The sequence below is a fragment of the Anaerobacillus sp. MEB173 genome, from assembly GCF_052119505.1.
Lineage (GTDB): Bacteria > Bacillota > Bacilli > Bacillales > JBJMAU01 > JBJMAU01.
Genome location: NZ_JBJMAU010000002.1, coordinates 98,821 through 118,563, shown reverse-complemented (window position 1 = coordinate 118,563; position 19,743 = coordinate 98,821). Strand labels below are relative to the sequence as shown.

Sequence of the window (19,743 nt, the reverse complement as noted above, 5' to 3'; positions counted from 1 at the left end):
ACATGATTTTCAAAAATGTGTACATAATGATAATGTAACTGATTTCATCTCTAAGGAGGAGACGTATTAATGAGACACATATCATTAAGGCCTGAATTTATTACTTCTGGTGGAGAAGCTTGTGGGATTATGTTGGATGATCAATATGTAGGTTCACTTACATTATTATATAGAGAACAAGATCGGATTTGGGGTACAGTTCAATTAGACGAAGAAATGGTGGGTGAACAAGAAAAAGAAGATATTGACTTTTTTATTCATAGTCATATTGAAAATATGATTGATGCGTTGGATTCGCCAGATTGCATTGTCACATCTACGTATAGTACATATGATCATATTATTTCAACTGATTTAATTGAAGATAATGATGATGTTCTTGGTGCAGAGTCAGATTATGACGATGTTGAAGCAATCGAATATGAAATGGTTGACGATTTTGAAGAGGAATATGAAGAAGATGATGATACGACGTATTATGATATTGATGAAGAGGATCTCTATGAATTAGTGATTGTTGGTGAGGATAAGAATCAAGTTGAATATCAACTATTTGATGAGGAAAATGATCTTATTGCTGAAGCAATGATAAAAGTAAAAGGGAGTAATGTAAAAGGAAAAGTCTTCTGGAATTACATGCCGGATGATGATGAAATTGATCGCGCTGCTTCAAGCATTGTCACAGATTTTGATGAAGAACAAATTCGGACTTTCCGGATCAAAATGTTTTTTGAAGATGAGGAATTAGTCGTTATTGATTTAGCTAATGATCGTGGGAATGATGTATTTGATGAAAATTATTATGTTGAAGAACATGAGGATAATGAATTCCCGCTTCACTTTGAAAGGATTTTCAACGAGGACCATACTGTCATTTTTGATATTTATGAAGAAACGCAAAATAATAATAGGATAGGTACCGTTACTATTTTAAAAGGTAGTCGTGAAGTAAAAGGTTATTTAGATTTTATCAATCCATTGGATGAACAAATTCGAGAACAAATTGCTTACCGTTTAATAACTGAGGTAGATAAGGAAGTTGATTACGATTCATTCTCATTAACGATGATGTATCTGGGAGAAATCATTGACGAATTTGTTTTTGATGAACTTGAACAACCGTATAACATGCATTGAATGTCACTATCTTCTTAATGTCCCGCACTAGTTCTTTATATTTGAACTAATTTTTCTGAAATAATTATTAATAAGTTTAAAATGTATGATATGATAGTAGAGTGTTAATTATTTTTCGACAAATACACAACGGACTACTGAAGTCAAATATCGAATATAGTCGAAAGTGATAGTAATTGCATGTAATTAAGAGATAATATAAAATTTTTAACGGTTTTTAAAAAAATAAAAGGTTTTTAAATGAGAATGTCGAATTTATAAGACAGACTACAATTAATATGGATGTTGAGGAGGAACGATGGTGCAAAAAGTTAAAGTGTGTATTGCGGATGATAATCGTGAGTTAGTTAACTTATTAGAAGAGTATATATCGACTCAAGAAGATATGGAAGTATTAGGAATTGCATATGATGGCCAGGAATGTTTATCATTAGTTGAAGAAAAAAAACCGGATGTTCTGATTTTAGATATTATTATGCCGCATCTTGATGGATTAGCTGTCTTAGAAAAGCTTAATCAACGTCAATTAGAAAAAAGACCAAACATTATTATGTTAACGGCGTTTGGACAAGAAGATGTTACAAAAAGGGCGGTCGAATTAGGTGCTTCTTACTTTATTTTAAAGCCGTTTGATATGGAAACATTAATAAGCAATATCCGGGATGTGAGTGGTAAATCTAGATCATTAGTACAAAAATCAATGTCGTTTTCAACAGCAAGGAAAGATAGTAATAAGCCGTTTAATTTAGATGCGAGTATTACAAATATTATCCATGAAATTGGTGTCCCGGCACACATCAAAGGCTATATGTACTTACGTGAGGCGATCACGATGGTGTATAACGATATTGAGCTATTAGGTTCAATTACAAAAGTTCTTTATCCAGATATCGCCAAGAAGTTCAACACAACATCAAGCCGTGTAGAGAGAGCAATTCGTCATGCGATTGAAGTGGCTTGGAGCCGCGGCAATATTGATTCAATTTCATCTTTATTCGGATACACTGTAAGCGTTTCAAAAGCGAAGCCAACAAACTCAGAATTTATCGCGATGGTTGCTGATAAATTACGGATTGAGCATAAGGTAAGCTGAAAGGGTAAGGGCCCAGATGTACCAAGGGATTGAGAGGTTTGGTAATCATTGTAAATTATACACCACTTACCAATAAACTTCTTTTTCGTATCAATTAATAATAATTTCAAAGCTAACTTTTAAAGCATCTCTTATTTATTGTGTAAAAACAGTAAATGGAGGTGCTTTTTGTTTTGTCTAGAGAAATGGACTTGCAATTAGATAATTTCATGTTGTTCTGTGAGAGCAAACATTTATCAGAAAAAACGATGCGTAGCTATCAACAGACACTTAATTTATTTTTGATTTATCTTGAAAATGAACACAACATTTCAGATTTAAACAAAGTCAAATCGGCTCACATTCGAAGTTATATCAAATATTTACGTGAGCGTGGTAAGTATTCAGTTGTAGCAAATGTAAATTCAATGCAAATTAATTATCCTGATAATCGTACAGATTACGGTAAAAAAATTAGTGATACTACAATAGCAAACTATTTACGCAATATTAAAGTATTTTTCAACTTTCTTTATGATGAGCGAGAGATTCAAACGAACCCAGTTGAGAAAATTGAGAACATCAAACCACAGCGAAAACAGAAAAAGTTACTCACTAAAGAAGATATTCAAAAAGTACTCAGTCAATTTGATGTGACAACCTTCCATGGTTATCGCTCGTTTCTAATGGTACGACTCATATTAGATTCAGGAATGAGAGCATCGGAGATCTGTTCATTGAAGCCTGAAAACGTAGATTTTAAAACAAAATCAATCTTAATTGAAAATCCAAAAAACAATCAACAACGTTATGTCTACTTCTCACACAAGATGTCAACCGAATTAAAACGTTGGATGCAATACAGAGATCGATTTAGTGATTCAATTTACTTGTTTCCTACGATTCGAGGCACACAATTAGACATAAGAAACTTTGAGAAAACAGTCAGAGAAGCAGGTAAAAAGGTAGGAGTAGCGATACACATTCACCAACTGCGTAATAATTTTGCTAAGTATTATCTGTTAGCGGGTGGAGATTTTGCTACACTATCGAGGATTCTTGGACATTCAAGTGTAGATGTCACCATGAAAGCATACTTGGATTTCAGCGATGCTGAGGTTTCGAAGAAGTACCAGAAACATAGTCCGTTAAATTCATTGGATCTATAAAGGAGGTTACAACAATGGTGAGTGGCACTAAAACAAATAGCACTCACATCACGATAAACACAGAATTATTATTTACAAATGTTGAAACAGCAAGGAAGATGTATCGATTATCACCAACAGAACATGCAATTTGCATTGTGTATAACGATGAAAATGCACTTATTGCTCTATCAGTAGAACAAGCAGAGGAAACAGCGCACTCTTTACTGGAGTTGTGTCAATTAATTAAACAAGACGTAAACAAATCAGTAAACAAGTAAACAAAAAAGAGGCAGGAGCTGCAACTCCTGCCTCACACTGATTTGTCCCTTTTAGCCACGTCAATAACTAAATAGGAAACTATACTAACCTTATTTTATCGAAAAAAATTCGATAATGCAAGGGTTATTAAGTATTGCCTTTTTTAGGTACAAGTTTCCCAACGTGGTAGCCGTTAACACGTTGTAAAATAAGAAAACGTCAGGTATTGATCCAGCCAATGCAACTAAATGGAGATAGGCAACAAAGACACTCCCTATTGTGTCTGTTGCTGAATGGTGAAAGCTACCAGTAAGTGCTGTACGAAGGAAGGACAGTGGCAGATATGCCAGCAAGGTTTAATCATTCATGTAACTCTTATTCATGTTATATGACCACTCAGGGCTGTTTGAAAGTGCGTAGATTAACGAGAAGAATATTCTCCGACAAATAGGGTGTTACTATGACGAAACCATAGCATGATATACAAAAGTACAGTCGCTTGCCTATTGTCATTTGATTATTTTTATCATCTGACAGTAGGCAACAACTATGCCCTAATCCAAGTTTCCATGCAATCAACCAAAAGTATAAAAAATTCAAACCAAATGCAAGATAAAAATTAAGAAAGTTTAGTTGGTTTTGGTGGAGGATAGAGCCAGAGAAAATGAATATACGCATATGGGTATAATTGAGCAGATCAAAGGAAATCGATTTTACATGAGGATATAATTGAATCACAGGAGGTGATAAGATGACAACACTAGGACAAGCACTTACAGAAGCATATGAGGAAATGGATCAGGAAACTAAGGACGCATTGGATAAAGTAAATGAAGAGTATGAGCGAATGGAAGACATTGAAGATGATTATGTTAACTGGATGAAATAAATGTAGAAAAAAGTTTGCGGATTTCAAACTAATCGGTAAAATGAGATATAAGGGAACATTACTAGATGTAATATTATAAAATATAACTAAAACACGAACATTATTAGCATATTGTATTGTAACGTTCGGGAATTGGTGATATACTAAATTTACAGTTAATATTACATTTAGTAATGTTATTCACTAAAACATTAATCGAAAGGAGATAATCATTTGAACGTTGAGCAAGCACTATCCAAGTTAAAAGAAGCTGGTGTAACAGATAGTATTCAAACTGTTAGAAGGTGGCTGAGAGAGGGTAAAATCAAGGCTACAAGGTCAGAGTTTCGCAAAGCAGGATACTTGATTGACCATGAGGATTTGCAGAGATTTATCAATCAGAGGACTGGAAAAGACAAGGATAATGAGATTGAAGAATTGAGAAAGGAAATTGAAATGTTGAAGAAACAGAGGGATCTGTACCAATACTTTGTGAGCAATACCATATCGTTTGAATCAGAAAATCTAGTTTAAAGTAACATAGTACAACATTACATACGGTAACATTAAAAAAATTTAGCTATAGTTTGACTTTGACTAACTTTGACTATATACCTGTTCTTTGACAATTTAATACGAAAATTATTCCATATTGGAGGTGATGAATGTGAACAAGTCAGGCCGTGACATTTTAATTTTTAGTCAAGTTTTGGCAGGAAAATTATTAATTGAAGGATGTAAATTATTGAAGGTTGTGCCGAACAAAAACAATCCTGAATTATCTGTATTCTATTTCCCAAACACTGGATTTGTTAGACATAAAGCTAGTAAGTACATAAATTTAGATAATAATTAAACTAATCAAATTAAACTAATCTAATCGGAATAATAATATTTTAAACTACTGGAGTTGATTTAATGAAAATAGAAAATCTAGGGGAAGGTCAAATACTCAAGAATTACAAAGAGTTATGTGAAGTATTAGAAGTGTCAACTAAGACTGGCAACGCTAAAAAAGCACAATTAAAGGAATTAGAACGACATTTCAAATATCATAAGCAAGGTCACAAATACATAATAGAAGAAATTTATGATTCACCAAAAGAAAAGAAGGTCAGAAGAGGTAATAACGATATATTCAACAGTCACCTTCAGAAGTTGTTCATGGAAATTTTACTCAGTCATGATAGACAAGTCATTAACATCACAAGGAATAGGTTACTCAAATCAGCAGGGATGATTAATGAAAACTATGTTGAATGCTCCGATAAAGTCACACTGTTACATGATTATTCAGAAGTTGATAAGAAAATTATTTATGATTTCTACAACATAACAAGGGGCAGCTTTAAGAAACTAGTTGAGTCTGTTCTAGATAATTTACAAAAGCAATCACTACTCACATATAAGGTAATCACAATTGTCTGCATACGTGAAGATGATGAAGATGTACATAGACCAGCAGATTTAGATGAATTAGAAATAATATCCGATTGCGAGGAAAGTATTCTCAAGCAAATGAATTATGAAAAGTTATCAGAAGTAAGGGTTTCGTCACACTGGCATAAATTCAAAAAGGAAGCTAAAAAATTATTACATGATCAAAGTGACATTAACTATTATTACCTTGCCTATGAAGTCACACTTAATGAAAAGATGACCAGTGAATACGACAACTCACAGTTAATACATAAAGAAGAATTAAATCAAACTCACACTGACAAATTGCTTGTTAATGCTGAGAAGAGACATGAAAAAAGCAAATTATTTACATCGACAAAGAAAATAGATAGATACAGAAGAAGTAAGAGTTACATAGATGATTTTGAAAAATTAACTAACATACTTATAACTTATAATAAGCCTAATTTAATTCAGCAAATGAAAGAGAAGCAAAAGCAGAAACTAGAAGAGGAAATGGAAGATATTAAGTTGCTTGAATTGTTTGGATAGAAAATTTGTCCGTTCAAACTTCCTATATATATAAATACAATACATAACTAGGAACATTAAATGGACAAATTTTAATTTTATCAATTTTACATAATCGAATCAAGAAAAATATAAAAGAATCGTTATAGTTGGAATAAGTGACGATAGGAACGCATTCCAACTCCGTGTAGGAATTGACTGACCGTAGGGAAGTCAAGGGGGTCACGGGACACCCCGATCTTTTGAACTTGAATTAAACAAATTATAAATAATCTAAAGGAGTCGATTGTAAATGAAAAAAGTAAATGAAGTGGTAGCAAGTGAGATGGAGAATAAAGTAGTTGAAATGTTAGAAGAAAAGAATCTTAGTAAGCAAATTTATATTTATAGCATAAGCACAGACAATTTCATGAATGATGATGAGCATGAATTACATAGTGAAAAGCAAAGTTTAACCTTTTGCAAAAATAAACATATGGAAGAATTGAACAAGCTTGGGAACAAGAAAAGTTTAGAGCAAAAGGATATTGATAAATATTTGACCAAGCGAAATGAGATTAAAAACGATGAGTACAATGAAGCTATTATAAATTACTTTCTATTTTATGTTGATGCTGAACTTGAACAGGAATTATTTACACTATACTTAAATGGCTCTAAGAAAAAGGAGATTAATCGAAAGAAAAAGGAGTTATTCAAAAGTGTTAATGAGCGTATTGATTTACTTGATGGAATGGTAAAGAAACAACTTGATAAACATGAAGGTATTCGTACATTAAGAAAAGGGTCACTAAATGATAAAAATAAGATTGCTCAATTTGAATCAGCTTTAACACGAACACTTAATGTTGAAGACGATGAGACAAAAGATATTATTATGATTCGTACTTTTCATTATTCAGTGTTTAAGAATTTAGTAGAACATGGATTCAAGGGTGAATTTGGCGTGTACTATCGGTATTTTACGTCTAGTGCAGGAGCCATTAGAAATAAGAAATCAATCTTCATTAAGGAAACAGTGTTCGAGAAAATTAAAAACAAGCTATTTGCAGGGTTAACAACTGATAAGATAAATGAGCGTGGAGGGATGAACGTTAACAAATGGAATGCGTACACTGCCCTCACTATGACGGCTTCAATTCCATTTCATGACTTTTGTATAGACAAATGCATAGTTGTCGAAGACTTTGAAACTGATGTATGGGGTGAAGTTGATCATATTAATTCAGAAACCTATGAAATCAAACGTATTGAAAAGAATGTACCAATACCTCATACAGATGGAGCAGGAATAATGTTGACATCTGTGAGTAATAAAGCTATGCAGATCAGAATGCCTTACTTTAAAGGGTTGCTAATCCCTACAAATATACATAAATTCCTTGAAAGCTATGATGGTGCTAGTCCAAAAGTGAAGGACATCTATAATAAAGAGTGGGATATAATTAAAGATGAAATTTCTATAATATTCACCAAGTCACAATTTAAGGCTTGGAAATTCTTCATAAATGAAAATGATATTACGAAAAGTTGGGATGATTACAAGGCAACCTTCAAGAAATATCAATGTGAAGCTAGTATTGCTTCAACAGAACAAGAGGATCACGATGATAAGACGTTATCATATCAAGTACTACAGACACTCACAGACATGTCAGATGAGCAGTTGACAAGAATTGCTAGTAGAACAAGAAATGACATTGACAAAATGGGAAATGATCTTGATGTAATGATGGAAGTATTAGGTGTAACGGATAATGAAAATAAGAATAGTTTCCAACAGGCACTAGAAATTTATCCTAATTTACTCAATGATGTACATAGTAAAGAAGTGATTCGTGATACAAGGAAATCAATGATTAAACGTGCAATGGCAGGTAAATTGTTACTTGATGGTAATAAGAGAACATTCATTGCACCAGATGTCTATGCTTTCATGCAATGGCTATTTGCTAAAGAAGAGAAGCCTACAGGATTGTTAGCAGATGGTCAAGTTTCATGTAGATTATATGAGGATGAGGAACGTCTAAATGTGCTTAGATCACCGCACTTGTACCGCGAGCATTCACTGAATCAGAATGTTATCAATGATGACACAAAAGAGTATTTTATCACTGATTGTATTTATACGTCTACACATTCACTTATTAGCAAATGTCTGATGTTCGATGTGGACGGTGATGAAGCCTTGATCGTTAACCAGTCTGACATCGTGGATTTGGCTGAAAAACAAATGGAGAATATTGTTCCTCTTGATTATGAACTGGGTACAGCAAAGGCAGATGAAATTACTAATCCAAATATCTATAAAAGTTTAATTTCAGCTTATGAAAAGAATATTGGGGAGGGAGCAAATACAATAACTCGCTGCTGGAACAGTGATGTTTGGAGTAAGAATGATGAGAAGGCTAAAGAAGAAGCAATCCGTGTTATCCGTTGGCTAACATTTGAAAATAACGCAACCATCGATTACGCAAAAACTTTATGGATGCCAGAACGTCCAGATGACGTAGATGAAATTATCAAGAAATATACAGGTGGTAGAACTCCTCACTTTTTCATCTACTCGAAGGATAAGAAAGAAAAGAATGTAGCAGCCATTAACAATAGTGTTGTGAATAGATTAAATAAAAATAAAATCATTCCATCCACTAGAAAACATATTAAATTTGAAGAAGTGATTGAGGGATTCGACTACACAAAATTACTATACAATTCTAGTGTAAATATTGAAGGTAAACTAGCTACTGACATTATTAAAACATACGATGAATTAAATAAGAATAAGCATTGGGAAATTAAGAAACAAGCTAAACTACAAGACAAGAGCATTAAAAAGGTTGAATTCCATGTCATTAAGAAGATTCGAAATGAGCTTAGAAAAATAAAGAATGATGATATTTACATAACGGATGTATTAGTAAAGTATCTATATGAGAAAGAAAGCGAGAACAAAACATTATTATGGGATGCTTTTGGAAGTGTAATTGTTTGGAATCTAAAACGTAATGTACAGGAAGTAGTAGAATGTCTGGATTGTGGTTGTGAAGTAGATAAAACAAAGCAGAGACAAATAAGATGTGAATGTTGTCAAAAAGAGAGAAATAAGTACATGGAGAGGATCAGAAAGCAAAAAAGTCGGGCAAAGAAAAAAGTGTCCTGATGAGTTTCTGTAATGAAAAATAGCATGTCTAAGATAGCCTTATATTATCTTAGTATCGTAAGGTTAGAGATTTAAATGAAAATACCACTCTAAGGGAAGGCGATAAAAAGTTAATGGATCGTTAGAGGGCAATGTTATTGCCTTCTCTTTTATTTTCTTTTTGTCACTATGTACATAACCATTTGTTATTTTAGAAAATTATTAAAGTGTATTTTTCGATAAGCGCACAGATAATATAGAAGGTGATAGCTCTGAATCGTGTGTGCTTATCAAAGAATACTAGTCTGTAAAGTAGCAGACAACTATTTAAGACGGAAAGATCAGTTGAGACGAGATAAGAAGGAGTCACCGCCAGTAATGGTTGAAGGTGGCTTTTTGCTTATCCTTTTTTATTTTATGTAAGTTTGCATACTTATGGCTAATTATAATTATCATCTTACATTACATAGTTTATCAGAGTTAATTAGCTAATGCAAGTGAATTTTAAAAATTTATGGTTATGCTTTGTCCGAAAAGCACTAAGGAGATAATATGGAACAAATTATTGTAGAAAATGTTATTGAAGAAGTAGTTAACGCAGCGACAAAAAGACAACGTTATAAAGATTTGGCAATCAGTCGAGTAGGGGAGACGAGATTAAATAGACTTGGATCAATGATGATTGTTGACGAATATAACAATAGTCAGGATATCTGGGTACGATTTCCGCAAGGCAATATGGTTAAGTGTACATGGACTCAATTCTTGGCTGGTAATGTTAAGAATGTATGGGATCGTAGTTTGTATGGTGTTGGATATATTGGAGAAGGAAAATATAAGATTTCTGTAAATGGAGTACCTACTAAAATTTATAAGGTTTGGGCTAGTATGATACAAAGATGTTATAGTGTAAAACTTCAAGAAAAGTGTCCAACATATAAAGGCGTTACTGTTTGCGATGAATGGCACAACTTTCAAAACTTTGCTAAGTGGTACGATGCAAATATTTATGATATTGAAGGTTGTAGAATGGAATTGGATAAGGATATTCTTTGCAAAGGAAATAAAGTATATTCACCAGATACATGTGTTTTTGTTCCACATCACATTAATAATCTGTTTGTAAAGCGTGATAAATTACGTGGAGACTTACCGATTGGCGTTAAGTTATGCAGTCGATATGATAACAAATACGAGGCTAGATGTAGTAATAATAAGGGGCAACGCGTTTATATTGGGCGATATAATACACCTGAAGAGGCATTTCAGGCTTACAAGGAATACAAAGAGAAGTTAATAAAAGAAGTGGCTGAAGAGTTTAAAGGCTACATTCCTAATAAACTCTATACAGCAATGCTTGACTATAAAGTTGACATCAATGACTAATCTATTGGCGTAGATTAAATCATTTTCTATAACTATTGGCGTGGTTATAGTATAACATTTGATCGGAAAAATATACAAGTATGAAGTGAGGTGAATGTGTGATGGATAATTTGTCAGAGATTATTTTTGAATTACTGGATAAAGTTGATAAATTAGAAAACAAGATTGATGATTTAGAGTTTAAGAATACAATACTAGAAATTAAAGTCGCAGGTCTTAAAGATTCGTTAACTCTTACTCGTATTAATTTAGATCAAGGTGACATAGCGCAGGATTTAAAGTTGAGTGAAGTTAGGGATGAAATTAGAGAGTTGAAGCGTAAAAGAAATATATTGGGGTTATAGTTGTACATAATATTGTCACAATTGAATGATACATAAGATAGGAATATTGACTCCTTTTGTCCAAATAAGTAAGAAATTGGATGAAGGGAGGGTTTGTTGATGAGTGATTATACTGGCAGTTGGCATGTTGATAGAAGGTATACAAATTTTAGGAATGATGAGTTTATCTTAGATGTAGTTAGTAAAGGTGAAGGGTTTTATGTTATTGCTGAAAAACTCAAGACTGGTGAGAAAGAAACAGGATCACATAAAACAAGTGAAACAATAGCAATCAATAAGGCGTTGGACAAATTTTAATATTGGTAATTAGTGAAAGGCTACTCAAGTGATGAGTGGCTTTTTTATTTTTGTTTTGGAGTGAAAGTTAATGAAACAAACTAATCCATTCTACAAATCAAAGAAGTGGAAGCGTAAACGTGAAAGCATATTGAAGCGTGATGATTATGAGTGCAGGGAATGTAGGAGATATGGGAAGGTTCATGAAGCTAATACAGTTCATCATATCAACACATTAGAAGATAGACCAGAACTAGCCTTATTGGATGATAATCTGATTAGCTTATGTAATACACATCATGAAAAGATGCATGAGAGGATGTCAGGTGAACTTACAGCGCTTGGATGTGAGTGGATAGAAAGAGTGAAGGATAAAGTTAATCCCCCCACCTAAACAGCGCTAGAATAGGCTTATAGGAACCGGCGGAGGGGAACTTTTTCCAATAGACTGACTTCAGAGATAAAGGGGTGATAAAAAAATGACAAAGACAAAACGAGCAATTGAAAATGAAGTTAAACGGAAAATGAAGGAACTTGGTACATACAAAAAAGAATACGACCAAATTATTAAAATTTACTCAGGTATGCTTTATCAATATCAAATATTTGAAGAGCAATTTGAAGAATCGGGATTTAAAATTACTGAATCATACACTAACAAAGCTGGAGCCACAAATGAGAGAAAGGTTCCGCTTTTAACTGCAATGGAAAGTTTAAGAAAAGATATTGCTTCATACTCCGATAGACTTTGTCTCAATCCTAAATCTCTTGAAACAGTCACAACTGAGAAAGCTAATGGATCAAAATTAGCATCGGTGTTGAGTAATTTAAAATGAGTGAACATAAGAACTATGATACTGTAATGGAGTATGCTAAAAGCATTATTGAAGGTAGAAAGTTAGCTAACAAAGAACAGATTCAAGGCTGTGAAAGATTCTTTAAATACATAGACAATCCTGATTATGATTTTAGACCAAAAGAAGCTGAGTTTATCATACAAATAATTGAAAATACATTTGTTCATGCTCAAGGTGAGCGATTAGATGGCACTCCATTACGTGGAGAGCCTTTTTTATTGGAGCCATTTCATAAATATCAGATTTACAACATTATGTCATTCTTCTATAAAGGAACAAATGAACGAGTTATAAAAGAATGTTTCATTTACATACCAAGAAAGAATATTAAAACAAGTTTTGCAGCAGCTTTAAGTTGGGCGTTGAGTTTATATCATAGAAAGTCAGGTAGTAAATGTTACATAGTTGCATCGGCTTTAAAGCAATCATTAGAAAGTTTTAACTTTATTAATTACAACCTTGGTCAGATGGGTGAGAAAGAAAATTTCCGTGTCATTGATAACAATCAAGAACATAGTATCCAAGGTGATTTAGGTGATGGGTCTATTTTCATTCAAGCATTAGCTGCAAATCCAGACCGACAAGATTCTTTGAACTGTAATATCGCGATAGCCGATGAAATACATGCTTACAAGACACCGAAGCAGTATAACATCATCAAGGAAGCAATGAAGGCTTACACAAATAAATTGATGATTGGTATTACAACTGCTGGTGATGACATGACTAGTTTTTGTTATCAGAGATTGCAATATTGTAAAAAGATATTAGATGGCACAGTTAAAGATGAGGCGTACTTTGTATTTATTGCTAAAGCTGATGAGAATGAACAGGGTGAAGTTGATTATACAAATCCAATTGAACATGAGAAAGCAAATCCTGCTTATGGAGTTTCAATCAGACCAAAAGACATAATGAATGATGCACTTCAAGCTCAGAATGATCCGCAACAACGAAAAGATTTCCTTGCTAAATCATTAAATATCTACACATCTGCTATGAAAGCTTACTTTAATATTGATGAGTTTAAAGTAAGTGATAAAAAGTATGATTGGTCATTAGAACAACTAGCAAAGTTACCTATTGAGTGGTATGGCGGTTGTGATATGGCAAAGTTACATGATCTTAATGCAACTGCTCTATATGGAAGTTATGGAGATATAGATATTGCTGTTACTCATGCATTCTTTCCGATTACTCAAGCTTATAGAAAAGCAGACGAAGAAAATATTCCACTGTTTGGTTGGAAGGATGATGGACTACTAACAATGCCGAATACACCTACAGTCAGTCATAGTGATTTGGTAAGTTGGTTTGTTCAAATGAGGAATAAAGGATTCAATATTAAACAAGTCGGTTTTGATAGAAAGTTTGGTCAAGAGTTCTATTTGGCAATGAAACAAAAACGTTTTAACATTGTTGATCAGCCTCAATATTTTCATAAGAAGTCTCAAGGATTTAGACGAATAGAACAAAAAGCAAAAGATGGTAAGTTTTATTATTTACATTCATCTGCTTATGAATATTGTTTACAGAATGTAAGAGCCATTGAGAAAACAGACGATATGATCCAGTATGAAAAAGTTATGCCTGAACAACGCATTGATTTATTTGATGCGTCTGTTTTTGGTGCTGTTCGAATGCTTGAAAACATGGAAAGAGCCTCCACTGCTCAGAAGTGGTTAAAGAAGGGAGGTGAATAGATGAGTTGGTTAGATTACTTCAAACGTAGTAAAACACAACCAAGTAATGCAAGGAGTTGGTTTCTAACTCAAGAAGCACATGATACTTTAACCATTTCAGGGTATAAAAGATTGTCTGATAATCCTGAAGTGAAAATGGGTGTACATAAAATAGCAGAACTTATATCTTCAATGACAATTCACCTTATGCAAAATACAGATGATGGAGATATAAGAGTTAAAAATGAATTATCTAGAAAACTAGATATCAATCCATATAGCTTAATGACTCGTAAAGCTTGGATTTATAACATCGTTAATACTATGTTATTAGATGGTGATGGAAATAGTGTTGTATTTCCTAGATTTAAAGATGGATATATTGAGGAGTTAATACCGTTCAGTCCTTCAAAGCTAACATTCATTGATACTGACAATGCATACAAAATTCAACATGGAAATAAAGCATACAATTATGATGAAGTATTACATTTCACGATTAATCCTGATCCTGAAAGACCATATATCGGTCAAGGTTATAGGGTGGTTTTAAGAGATATTGTTAACAACCTTAAACAAGCAACAGCAACGAAAAAAGGATTCATGAGTGGAAAGTATATGCCTTCTCTTATCGTGAAAGTTGACTCGTTAACTGCTGAATTAGCAAGTGAAGAGGGGCGCGATGCAGTATACGACAAGTATTTAGAATCATCTGAAGCAGGTAAACCTTGGATTATTCCAGCCGAACTTTTAGAAGTAGACCAAGTTAAACCGTTGTCGCTAAAGGATTTGGCAATTAATGAAGCAGTTGAATTAGATAAGAAAACAGTAGCAGGGTTACTTGGAGTACCTGCTTTTTTTGTTGGAGTTGGAACATACAACAAAGATGAATACAACAACTTTATTAATTCAACAGTACTTCCAATCGCTAAGGGACTTGAGCAAGAGTTGACTAGAAAGCTGTTATATAGTCCTGATTTGTATTTCAAATTCAATCCAAGAAGTTTATATGCTTATGACCTTAAAGAATTAGCTGATGTTGGCTCCGACATGTATATAAAAGGGATAATGTCAGGTAATGAAACTAGAGATTGGATAGGTTTATCACCAAGAAAAGGACTTAGTGAACTAGTAATTCTAGAAAATTACATTCCATTAGATAAGATTGGCGATCAATCAAAACTGAAAGGTGGTGATGAAGGTGAATAGAGATACAGAAAGACAATTTAGAAGTGTTGCATCTGATTTAACAACAAGAGCAGAAGAAGATAAAGACATGTACATTGAAGGTTATTTTGCTGTATTTAATAATGCTACGGAATTGTGGCGTGGTGCATTTGAAGAGATTGATCCAAGTGCATTTGATAAGACATTGGGAAATGATATTCGTGCATTAATTAACCATGACACAAATTTAGTTTTGGGTAGAAACAAATCTAACACATTAGAATTGAAAGTTGACTCTCATGGATTATGGGGACGAATCAAAATCAATCCTAATGATTCTGATGCAGTAAACATGTATTCAAGAGTGAAACGAGGGGATGTAGATCAGTGTAGCTTTGGATTCAATATTCTCAATGAAGAAACAGAATTTCGTGAAGATGGAACAGTTAAGTGGATTCTAAAAGAAATTGACTTGCATGAGGTCAGTGTAGTTACATTCCCTGCATATTCAGATACAGGTGTACAGGCTCGTCAAGCTGAATACAACCAACATTTTGAACGTAAACGGGAACAAAAGAAAAATCAATTAAAGGAGAGGTTGAATAAATGCTTAAACAATTAATGTTATCGAAGAAAATTGAACAAAGGAAGTCATCACTTGCTGAATTACTAGTGACTGGTGAGAGTTTAACAACTCGTTCACAAGAACTTGAAGCTTCAATTAATGAAGCTAATACAGATGAAGAGGTTGTTACTGTAGAGGAAGCAATTAACAAGTTAGAAGATGAAAAGAGAGATTTTGATGAAAAGAAAACTAATCTCGAATCAGAAATTACTCAATTAGAAAGTGAATTAGATCAATTAAATAGTAAAGAACCAATTAAAAATGAGAGGGGAAATAAAGAAATGACAAAAGAAATTCGTAATGTAGTAGGGGAATATTTTACACGTGAGGTTGAAGAGTTTTATGGAGAATTACGTTCGCGATTAGAAGCACGTTCTAATGGTCAAGTATTACCAGCAGGTGAAGCAGGAGCGGAGTTAGTTATTCCTGATATCGTTGTTAGCCGTATTCGTAAGCGTATTGGTGACTTCACAACACTTTATCCATTAGTAGACTTAGTTAAGGCAGGTGGTCGAGTTAAATTAATTCTAGATGTAGACACTGCAGAAGCAACATGGTTAGATCAACGTGGAGCGCTTCCTGAGAACGATGATTCTGCTCTTACTGCTGTTGAATTTGATGGATTTAAAGTTGGTCGCGTAGTTTACATTGATAATTCATTACTTGAGGATTCTATTATCAATCTCGATGACTATTTAACTACTCGTATCGCTCGTAGTATTGCGAAGGCAGTAGATAAAGCAATTGCAGTTGGTGGCGGTGCATCTGTAAAGCAACCTGAAGGAATTATTCCTGCTATTCCTGTTGCAAATCAAGTAACTGCTTCTCCAACTTATGCAGAAATCATTCCACATTTAGGAAAGATTGATACTGGTGAAGATGCAAGTGGTGAAATTATTGCGGTGATGCATCGTCAAACTTACTACGCTAAAATTGCAGCATTAACATTAAACGTCAATTCAGAAGGTAAAGATGTTGTACAATTACCTAACCTTGCACAACCAAATTTCCTTGGTTTACGTGTAGTGTTTAGTAACTATGTACCACAGGACACTATTATCTTTGGTGTGTTTGATAAGTATACACTTGTTGAGCGTGAAGGAACACGTGTTGACATGAGTGGTCACTATAAATTCCGTGAGGATCAAACTGCTGTACGTGGTGTTGGTCGCTACGATGGAAAACCTGTTATGCCTGAATCGTTTGTACAAGTTACATTAGTTGAAGGAGCATAAAACACTCCTATAACTTGAAAGGGGTGAAGTAAATGAGTAAATACATAGTTGTAAAAGACTTCACCGATTTAGAAGATAATAATCACGTTTACCGAACGGGGGATAAATTCCCTCGTAAGGGACGTGTTAAGAAAGAACGACTTGAAGAATTGTCAAGTACACAAAATAAACGCGGTATTATCTTGATTGAAAAAGTCGGTGATGAATAATGAATAAAATAGAAGAGACTGTATTGCCAATAGTTAAAGAAAGAATTGGAATACGTTCTACTGTTCGAGATAACTATTTAATGTTTATCGTTGAGGGAGTAGTTAAAGAATTGGAAGAAGAGAAGGGGTTGGTGCTTAGTGCTACTAACCCTTATCATTTTATGTTTGTTGTAGATTATTCCGCTTGGAGATATGCAAATCGGGATAGTATGGATGGTATGCCGAGACACCTTCAATTCAGATTACACAATCTCATTTTGAACGGTGGTGTTAAAGATGACATTTGATTATGAGTTATCTTTAATTAATTCTACTAATGATACAAATGAAATTGGAGATGTAGTTTCAAGTGAAACGAAAGTAGATGTATTATGTGATGTGTTGTCTGTAACAAGGACTGAGCATTATTCAGCAGAAGCATCTGGATTAAAACCTGAAATTGTATTCATAGTTAATAAATTTGAGTATGACAATCAAAAAGAAGTTGAATTTGAAGGCAAAAAATACAGCGTTATAAGAGCGTATACACCTAAAAAGTCAAAAGATATTGGTGACTTTGAAAACATTGAGTTAGTTTGTCAGGGTGTGATTAACAATGGCACTTCCTAAGAGCGTAACAAAAGTTACTAAAGATGGTATCAAGTTTGTTGATAATGTAGATCGAACTAAATTTGTACTTTCTGAGCTTATACGTGCAGCGTTAAGAGATACAGCAAAATTACTTAGAAAAAGAATGATAGATAAGTTAAAGAACCTTAGAGGAATGAGAAGGTCAAAGCGTATATATAAAAGCGCTCAATACTGGCTTAGACGTAGAGAAGGTGATTTAGTTATTGGATTTAAGCACGGTACGTGGTACGGTGTTGACCAAGAATTAGGTACAAAAGGACAACCTGCTCGAAACATCCTAAGAGAAACAGTGAATGAGAATATTGATCAAATACGTTTGATACAGGGTAAATATCTCAGTGCTATCGAAGACGAGAATAGGGCAATTGGATTAATTGATGTTAATGGGGACGAAGTAAAAAGTCCAGAAGGTGAAGAATGATGATTGGAATAAGAAAAGCATTATTACCTTTCCTCAAAGAAATCCATCCACAAGTCTATTTTCAATTTGCTCCAAGTGATGCTCCATTTCCTTATCTAGTTTATGATTTACCAATGATTATAGATGAAGGTGAGTATGGACAACAGATTATAACACTTGATGTTGACGGATGGGATCGTCCAGTGAAAGGTGATACAACTGATTTAGAAATGTTAATGAGTAAAGTAAATGATTTGAATAAGAAAACGTTGACTACTGATGAATTGGTAGTCTCTTTTTATTTAGATCAGAAAATGACTTTAACAGATAATGATAAGAGTATTAGAAGAAGAAAGTATGTCTTCACAGGAAGATTAATAGAGAGGGGATAATAAATTGTTTTCGAAATTAAAAAAAGAACAAGTTGAAAATATTCAGATTGATCATGGATTAGTCTTTGTAAACTACGGAACAGATTCACAACGGCAATTGGGACCGACAAAAGGAGGATGTTCTTTTACAGCTTCAAAAGTAATTCGTGATATTGATTTTGACGGAAGTATGGGGAAAACAAAAGGCTTACAAGTAATTGAAGAGATGGGCGCAATGCTTTCATTCGCAATTATGGATACTTCACTTTCAACATTAGCTGTAGGTTTACCTGATGCAGAGTATGATGAAACTTTAAAAATCATTAAAAATGGTCAAGGTGGAGTTATTCCAACTTCAAAATATCTTGAAAATATCACTATGTTTGCAAAAACAGCAGGTGGTAAATACAAAAAGATTACATTGTTTAACGCATTAAATGAGAGTGACTTAGTATTATCTACTGCACCAAAGGCAGAAGGTGAGATTCCGTTTGAGGTTAACGCCCATTGGAATCCTGAAGATGAAAATGATTTACTTTATTCAATTGAAGATGTTGATGCATATGAGCCAGATTCTATTTAGAATTTGGTTCTTTATTTTTATGAGGAGGATCGATAAATGAAGGTAAATACAGAACAAGCATTTGATATGTTACCTTATGCTGTTGAATTGTACGAGAAATTAGACATTGAAGCGTATCGAAAGAAATTAGCGACAAAGTACAAAAATAAGAAGAATGTTGATGTTACTAAGGTTGGAATTGAAGTAATTATGTACATTGTAAAAAATTCAATGAAAGTTAAAGAGGAATTCTTCCAAATTGTCGCTATTGCCGAAAATAAGTCAATTGATGAAGTAAAAGCACAATCACCAATTAAAACAGCAATGACTTTCAAAGAGATTTTCTCAGATGAAGAATTAATGGCTTTTTTCAAAGCAGCTATGCAGTAGGATATTCTGAAACATTAAACCTACTGTGTAGCAATTATGACTTTAATTT

Annotated in this window: 25 protein-coding genes; all 25 read left to right on the top strand. The window is 33.5% G+C overall.

The window, feature by feature from the left end; all coding sequences use genetic code 11:
• The first annotated feature begins 69 nt into the window (after positions 1-69).
• The 25 genes from ACJ2A9_RS04975 to ACJ2A9_RS04855 all read left to right on the top strand — a co-directional run bounded on the left by ACJ2A9_RS04975 (position 70) and on the right by ACJ2A9_RS04855 (position 19,694).
• The gene (locus ACJ2A9_RS04975; RefSeq protein WP_441420517.1) at positions 70-1,137 is read left to right on the top strand and encodes a hypothetical protein; all 1,068 of its coding nucleotides are present in this window, start codon (positions 70-72) and stop codon (positions 1,135-1,137) included.
• 298 nt (positions 1,138-1,435) lie between these two features.
• Positions 1,436-2,230 (top strand): sporulation transcription factor Spo0A, encoded by a 795-nt coding sequence (gene spo0A, locus ACJ2A9_RS04970; RefSeq protein ID WP_441420516.1) that lies wholly within the window; start codon positions 1,436-1,438, stop codon positions 2,228-2,230.
• Between the two features lie 185 nt (positions 2,231-2,415).
• Positions 2,416-3,378, top strand: a complete 963-nt coding sequence (locus ACJ2A9_RS04965; RefSeq protein ID WP_441421030.1) for a tyrosine-type recombinase/integrase — start codon at positions 2,416-2,418, stop codon at positions 3,376-3,378.
• Between the two features lie 14 nt (positions 3,379-3,392).
• Positions 3,393-3,638, top strand: a complete 246-nt coding sequence (locus tag ACJ2A9_RS04960; protein WP_441420515.1) for a hypothetical protein — start codon at positions 3,393-3,395, stop codon at positions 3,636-3,638.
• 731 nt (positions 3,639-4,369) lie between these two features.
• Positions 4,370-4,507 carry a hypothetical protein gene (locus ACJ2A9_RS04955; RefSeq protein ID WP_441420514.1) on the top strand — a complete coding sequence of 46 codons (138 nt, stop codon included), beginning with the start codon at positions 4,370-4,372 and terminating at the stop codon, positions 4,505-4,507.
• A 213-nt stretch (positions 4,508-4,720) separates the two neighbouring features.
• Entirely contained in the window at positions 4,721-5,020 is a 300-nt protein-coding gene (locus ACJ2A9_RS04950; protein WP_441420513.1) for a helix-turn-helix domain-containing protein, read from the top strand.
• A 133-nt stretch (positions 5,021-5,153) separates the two neighbouring features.
• Positions 5,154-5,342 (top strand): hypothetical protein, encoded by a 189-nt coding sequence (locus tag ACJ2A9_RS04945; protein ID WP_441420512.1) that lies wholly within the window; start codon positions 5,154-5,156, stop codon positions 5,340-5,342.
• 62 nt (positions 5,343-5,404) lie between these two features.
• Positions 5,405-6,439 (top strand): hypothetical protein, encoded by a 1,035-nt coding sequence (locus ACJ2A9_RS04940; RefSeq protein ID WP_441420511.1) that lies wholly within the window; start codon positions 5,405-5,407, stop codon positions 6,437-6,439.
• Positions 6,440-6,710: 271 nt separating this feature from the next.
• Entirely contained in the window at positions 6,711-9,581 is a 2,871-nt protein-coding gene (locus ACJ2A9_RS04935) for a hypothetical protein (protein ID WP_441420510.1), read from the top strand.
• Between the two features lie 531 nt (positions 9,582-10,112).
• The gene (locus ACJ2A9_RS04930; protein ID WP_441420509.1) at positions 10,113-10,946 is read left to right on the top strand and encodes a hypothetical protein; all 834 of its coding nucleotides are present in this window, start codon (positions 10,113-10,115) and stop codon (positions 10,944-10,946) included.
• A 101-nt stretch (positions 10,947-11,047) separates the two neighbouring features.
• A complete protein-coding gene (locus ACJ2A9_RS04925) occupies positions 11,048-11,290 on the top strand; it encodes a hypothetical protein (RefSeq protein ID WP_441420508.1) in 243 nt (80 codons plus the stop codon).
• A 99-nt stretch (positions 11,291-11,389) separates the two neighbouring features.
• Positions 11,390-11,587, top strand: a complete 198-nt coding sequence (locus ACJ2A9_RS04920; protein ID WP_441420507.1) for a hypothetical protein — start codon at positions 11,390-11,392, stop codon at positions 11,585-11,587.
• Between the two features lie 70 nt (positions 11,588-11,657).
• The gene (locus ACJ2A9_RS04915) at positions 11,658-11,960 is read left to right on the top strand and encodes an HNH endonuclease (RefSeq protein WP_441420506.1); all 303 of its coding nucleotides are present in this window, start codon (positions 11,658-11,660) and stop codon (positions 11,958-11,960) included.
• A gap of 85 nt (positions 11,961-12,045) precedes the next feature.
• The gene (locus ACJ2A9_RS04910) at positions 12,046-12,402 is read left to right on the top strand and encodes a P27 family phage terminase small subunit (protein ID WP_441420505.1); all 357 of its coding nucleotides are present in this window, start codon (positions 12,046-12,048) and stop codon (positions 12,400-12,402) included.
• Positions 12,399-14,126: a terminase large subunit gene (locus ACJ2A9_RS04905; protein ID WP_441420504.1), complete on the top strand. Its 1,728-nt coding sequence runs from the start codon at positions 12,399-12,401 to the stop codon at positions 14,124-14,126. Before ACJ2A9_RS04910 ends, ACJ2A9_RS04905 begins: the two co-directional genes overlap by 4 nt.
• Complete coding sequence (locus ACJ2A9_RS04900) at positions 14,127-15,314, top strand: phage portal protein (RefSeq protein WP_441420503.1); 1,188 nt, start codon at positions 14,127-14,129, stop codon at positions 15,312-15,314.
• Positions 15,301-15,894: an HK97 family phage prohead protease gene (locus tag ACJ2A9_RS04895; RefSeq protein WP_441420502.1), complete on the top strand. Its 594-nt coding sequence runs from the start codon at positions 15,301-15,303 to the stop codon at positions 15,892-15,894. The genes ACJ2A9_RS04900 and ACJ2A9_RS04895 overlap by 14 nt, the downstream gene beginning before the upstream one ends.
• The gene (locus ACJ2A9_RS04890) at positions 15,879-17,132 is read left to right on the top strand and encodes a phage major capsid protein (RefSeq protein ID WP_441420501.1); all 1,254 of its coding nucleotides are present in this window, start codon (positions 15,879-15,881) and stop codon (positions 17,130-17,132) included. The genes ACJ2A9_RS04895 and ACJ2A9_RS04890 overlap by 16 nt, the downstream gene beginning before the upstream one ends.
• A gap of 32 nt (positions 17,133-17,164) precedes the next feature.
• Positions 17,165-17,341: a hypothetical protein gene (locus ACJ2A9_RS04885; protein ID WP_441420500.1), complete on the top strand. Its 177-nt coding sequence runs from the start codon at positions 17,165-17,167 to the stop codon at positions 17,339-17,341.
• A gap of 23 nt (positions 17,342-17,364) precedes the next feature.
• The gene (locus ACJ2A9_RS04880; RefSeq protein ID WP_441420499.1) at positions 17,365-17,628 is read left to right on the top strand and encodes a hypothetical protein; all 264 of its coding nucleotides are present in this window, start codon (positions 17,365-17,367) and stop codon (positions 17,626-17,628) included.
• Complete coding sequence (locus tag ACJ2A9_RS04875) at positions 17,618-17,950, top strand: phage head closure protein (protein ID WP_441420498.1); 333 nt, start codon at positions 17,618-17,620, stop codon at positions 17,948-17,950. Before ACJ2A9_RS04880 ends, ACJ2A9_RS04875 begins: the two co-directional genes overlap by 11 nt.
• Positions 17,937-18,392, top strand: a complete 456-nt coding sequence (locus ACJ2A9_RS04870) for an HK97-gp10 family putative phage morphogenesis protein (RefSeq protein ID WP_441420497.1) — start codon at positions 17,937-17,939, stop codon at positions 18,390-18,392. The genes ACJ2A9_RS04875 and ACJ2A9_RS04870 overlap by 14 nt, the downstream gene beginning before the upstream one ends.
• Positions 18,389-18,763, top strand: a complete 375-nt coding sequence (locus ACJ2A9_RS04865; protein WP_441420496.1) for a hypothetical protein — start codon at positions 18,389-18,391, stop codon at positions 18,761-18,763. The genes ACJ2A9_RS04870 and ACJ2A9_RS04865 overlap by 4 nt, the downstream gene beginning before the upstream one ends.
• Before the next feature lie 4 nt (positions 18,764-18,767).
• Positions 18,768-19,325, top strand: coding sequence for a hypothetical protein (locus tag ACJ2A9_RS04860; RefSeq protein ID WP_441420495.1), 558 nt, complete (start codon positions 18,768-18,770; stop codon positions 19,323-19,325).
• A 36-nt stretch (positions 19,326-19,361) separates the two neighbouring features.
• Entirely contained in the window at positions 19,362-19,694 is a 333-nt protein-coding gene (locus tag ACJ2A9_RS04855) for a hypothetical protein (RefSeq protein ID WP_441420494.1), read from the top strand.
• Positions 19,695-19,743: the final 49 nt, after the last annotated feature.

Excerpts from the sequence above, each read along its gene's own strand:
- ACJ2A9_RS04900 (WP_441420503.1), top strand. The coding sequence starts at position 14,127 with ATGAGTTGGTTAGATTACTTCAAACGTAGTAAAACACAACCAAGTAAT.
- ACJ2A9_RS04865 (WP_441420496.1), top strand. The coding sequence starts at position 18,389 with ATGATGATTGGAATAAGAAAAGCATTATTACCTTTCCTCAAAGAAATC.
- ACJ2A9_RS04895 (WP_441420502.1), top strand. The coding sequence starts at position 15,301 with ATGAAGGTGAATAGAGATACAGAAAGACAATTTAGAAGTGTTGCATCT.
- ACJ2A9_RS04960 (WP_441420515.1), top strand. The coding sequence starts at position 3,393 with ATGGTGAGTGGCACTAAAACAAATAGCACTCACATCACGATAAACACA.
- ACJ2A9_RS04890 (WP_441420501.1), top strand. The coding sequence starts at position 15,879 with ATGCTTAAACAATTAATGTTATCGAAGAAAATTGAACAAAGGAAGTCA.
- ACJ2A9_RS04965 (WP_441421030.1), top strand. The coding sequence starts at position 2,416 with ATGGACTTGCAATTAGATAATTTCATGTTGTTCTGTGAGAGCAAACAT.
- ACJ2A9_RS04870 (WP_441420497.1), top strand. The coding sequence starts at position 17,937 with ATGGCACTTCCTAAGAGCGTAACAAAAGTTACTAAAGATGGTATCAAG.
- spo0A (WP_441420516.1), top strand. The coding sequence starts at position 1,436 with ATGGTGCAAAAAGTTAAAGTGTGTATTGCGGATGATAATCGTGAGTTA.
- ACJ2A9_RS04940 (WP_441420511.1), top strand. The coding sequence starts at position 5,405 with ATGAAAATAGAAAATCTAGGGGAAGGTCAAATACTCAAGAATTACAAA.
- ACJ2A9_RS04975 (WP_441420517.1), top strand. The coding sequence starts at position 70 with ATGAGACACATATCATTAAGGCCTGAATTTATTACTTCTGGTGGAGAA.
- ACJ2A9_RS04855 (WP_441420494.1), top strand. The coding sequence starts at position 19,362 with ATGAAGGTAAATACAGAACAAGCATTTGATATGTTACCTTATGCTGTT.
- ACJ2A9_RS04910 (WP_441420505.1), top strand. The coding sequence starts at position 12,046 with ATGACAAAGACAAAACGAGCAATTGAAAATGAAGTTAAACGGAAAATG.
- ACJ2A9_RS04930 (WP_441420509.1), top strand. The coding sequence starts at position 10,113 with ATGGAACAAATTATTGTAGAAAATGTTATTGAAGAAGTAGTTAACGCA.
- ACJ2A9_RS04920 (WP_441420507.1), top strand. The coding sequence starts at position 11,390 with ATGAGTGATTATACTGGCAGTTGGCATGTTGATAGAAGGTATACAAAT.
- ACJ2A9_RS04905 (WP_441420504.1), top strand. The coding sequence starts at position 12,399 with ATGAGTGAACATAAGAACTATGATACTGTAATGGAGTATGCTAAAAGC.
- ACJ2A9_RS04955 (WP_441420514.1), top strand. The coding sequence starts at position 4,370 with ATGACAACACTAGGACAAGCACTTACAGAAGCATATGAGGAAATGGAT.
- ACJ2A9_RS04925 (WP_441420508.1), top strand. The coding sequence starts at position 11,048 with ATGGATAATTTGTCAGAGATTATTTTTGAATTACTGGATAAAGTTGAT.
- ACJ2A9_RS04885 (WP_441420500.1), top strand. The coding sequence starts at position 17,165 with ATGAGTAAATACATAGTTGTAAAAGACTTCACCGATTTAGAAGATAAT.
- ACJ2A9_RS04915 (WP_441420506.1), top strand. The coding sequence starts at position 11,658 with ATGAAACAAACTAATCCATTCTACAAATCAAAGAAGTGGAAGCGTAAA.
- ACJ2A9_RS04935 (WP_441420510.1), top strand. The coding sequence starts at position 6,711 with ATGAAAAAAGTAAATGAAGTGGTAGCAAGTGAGATGGAGAATAAAGTA.
- ACJ2A9_RS04875 (WP_441420498.1), top strand. The coding sequence starts at position 17,618 with ATGACATTTGATTATGAGTTATCTTTAATTAATTCTACTAATGATACA.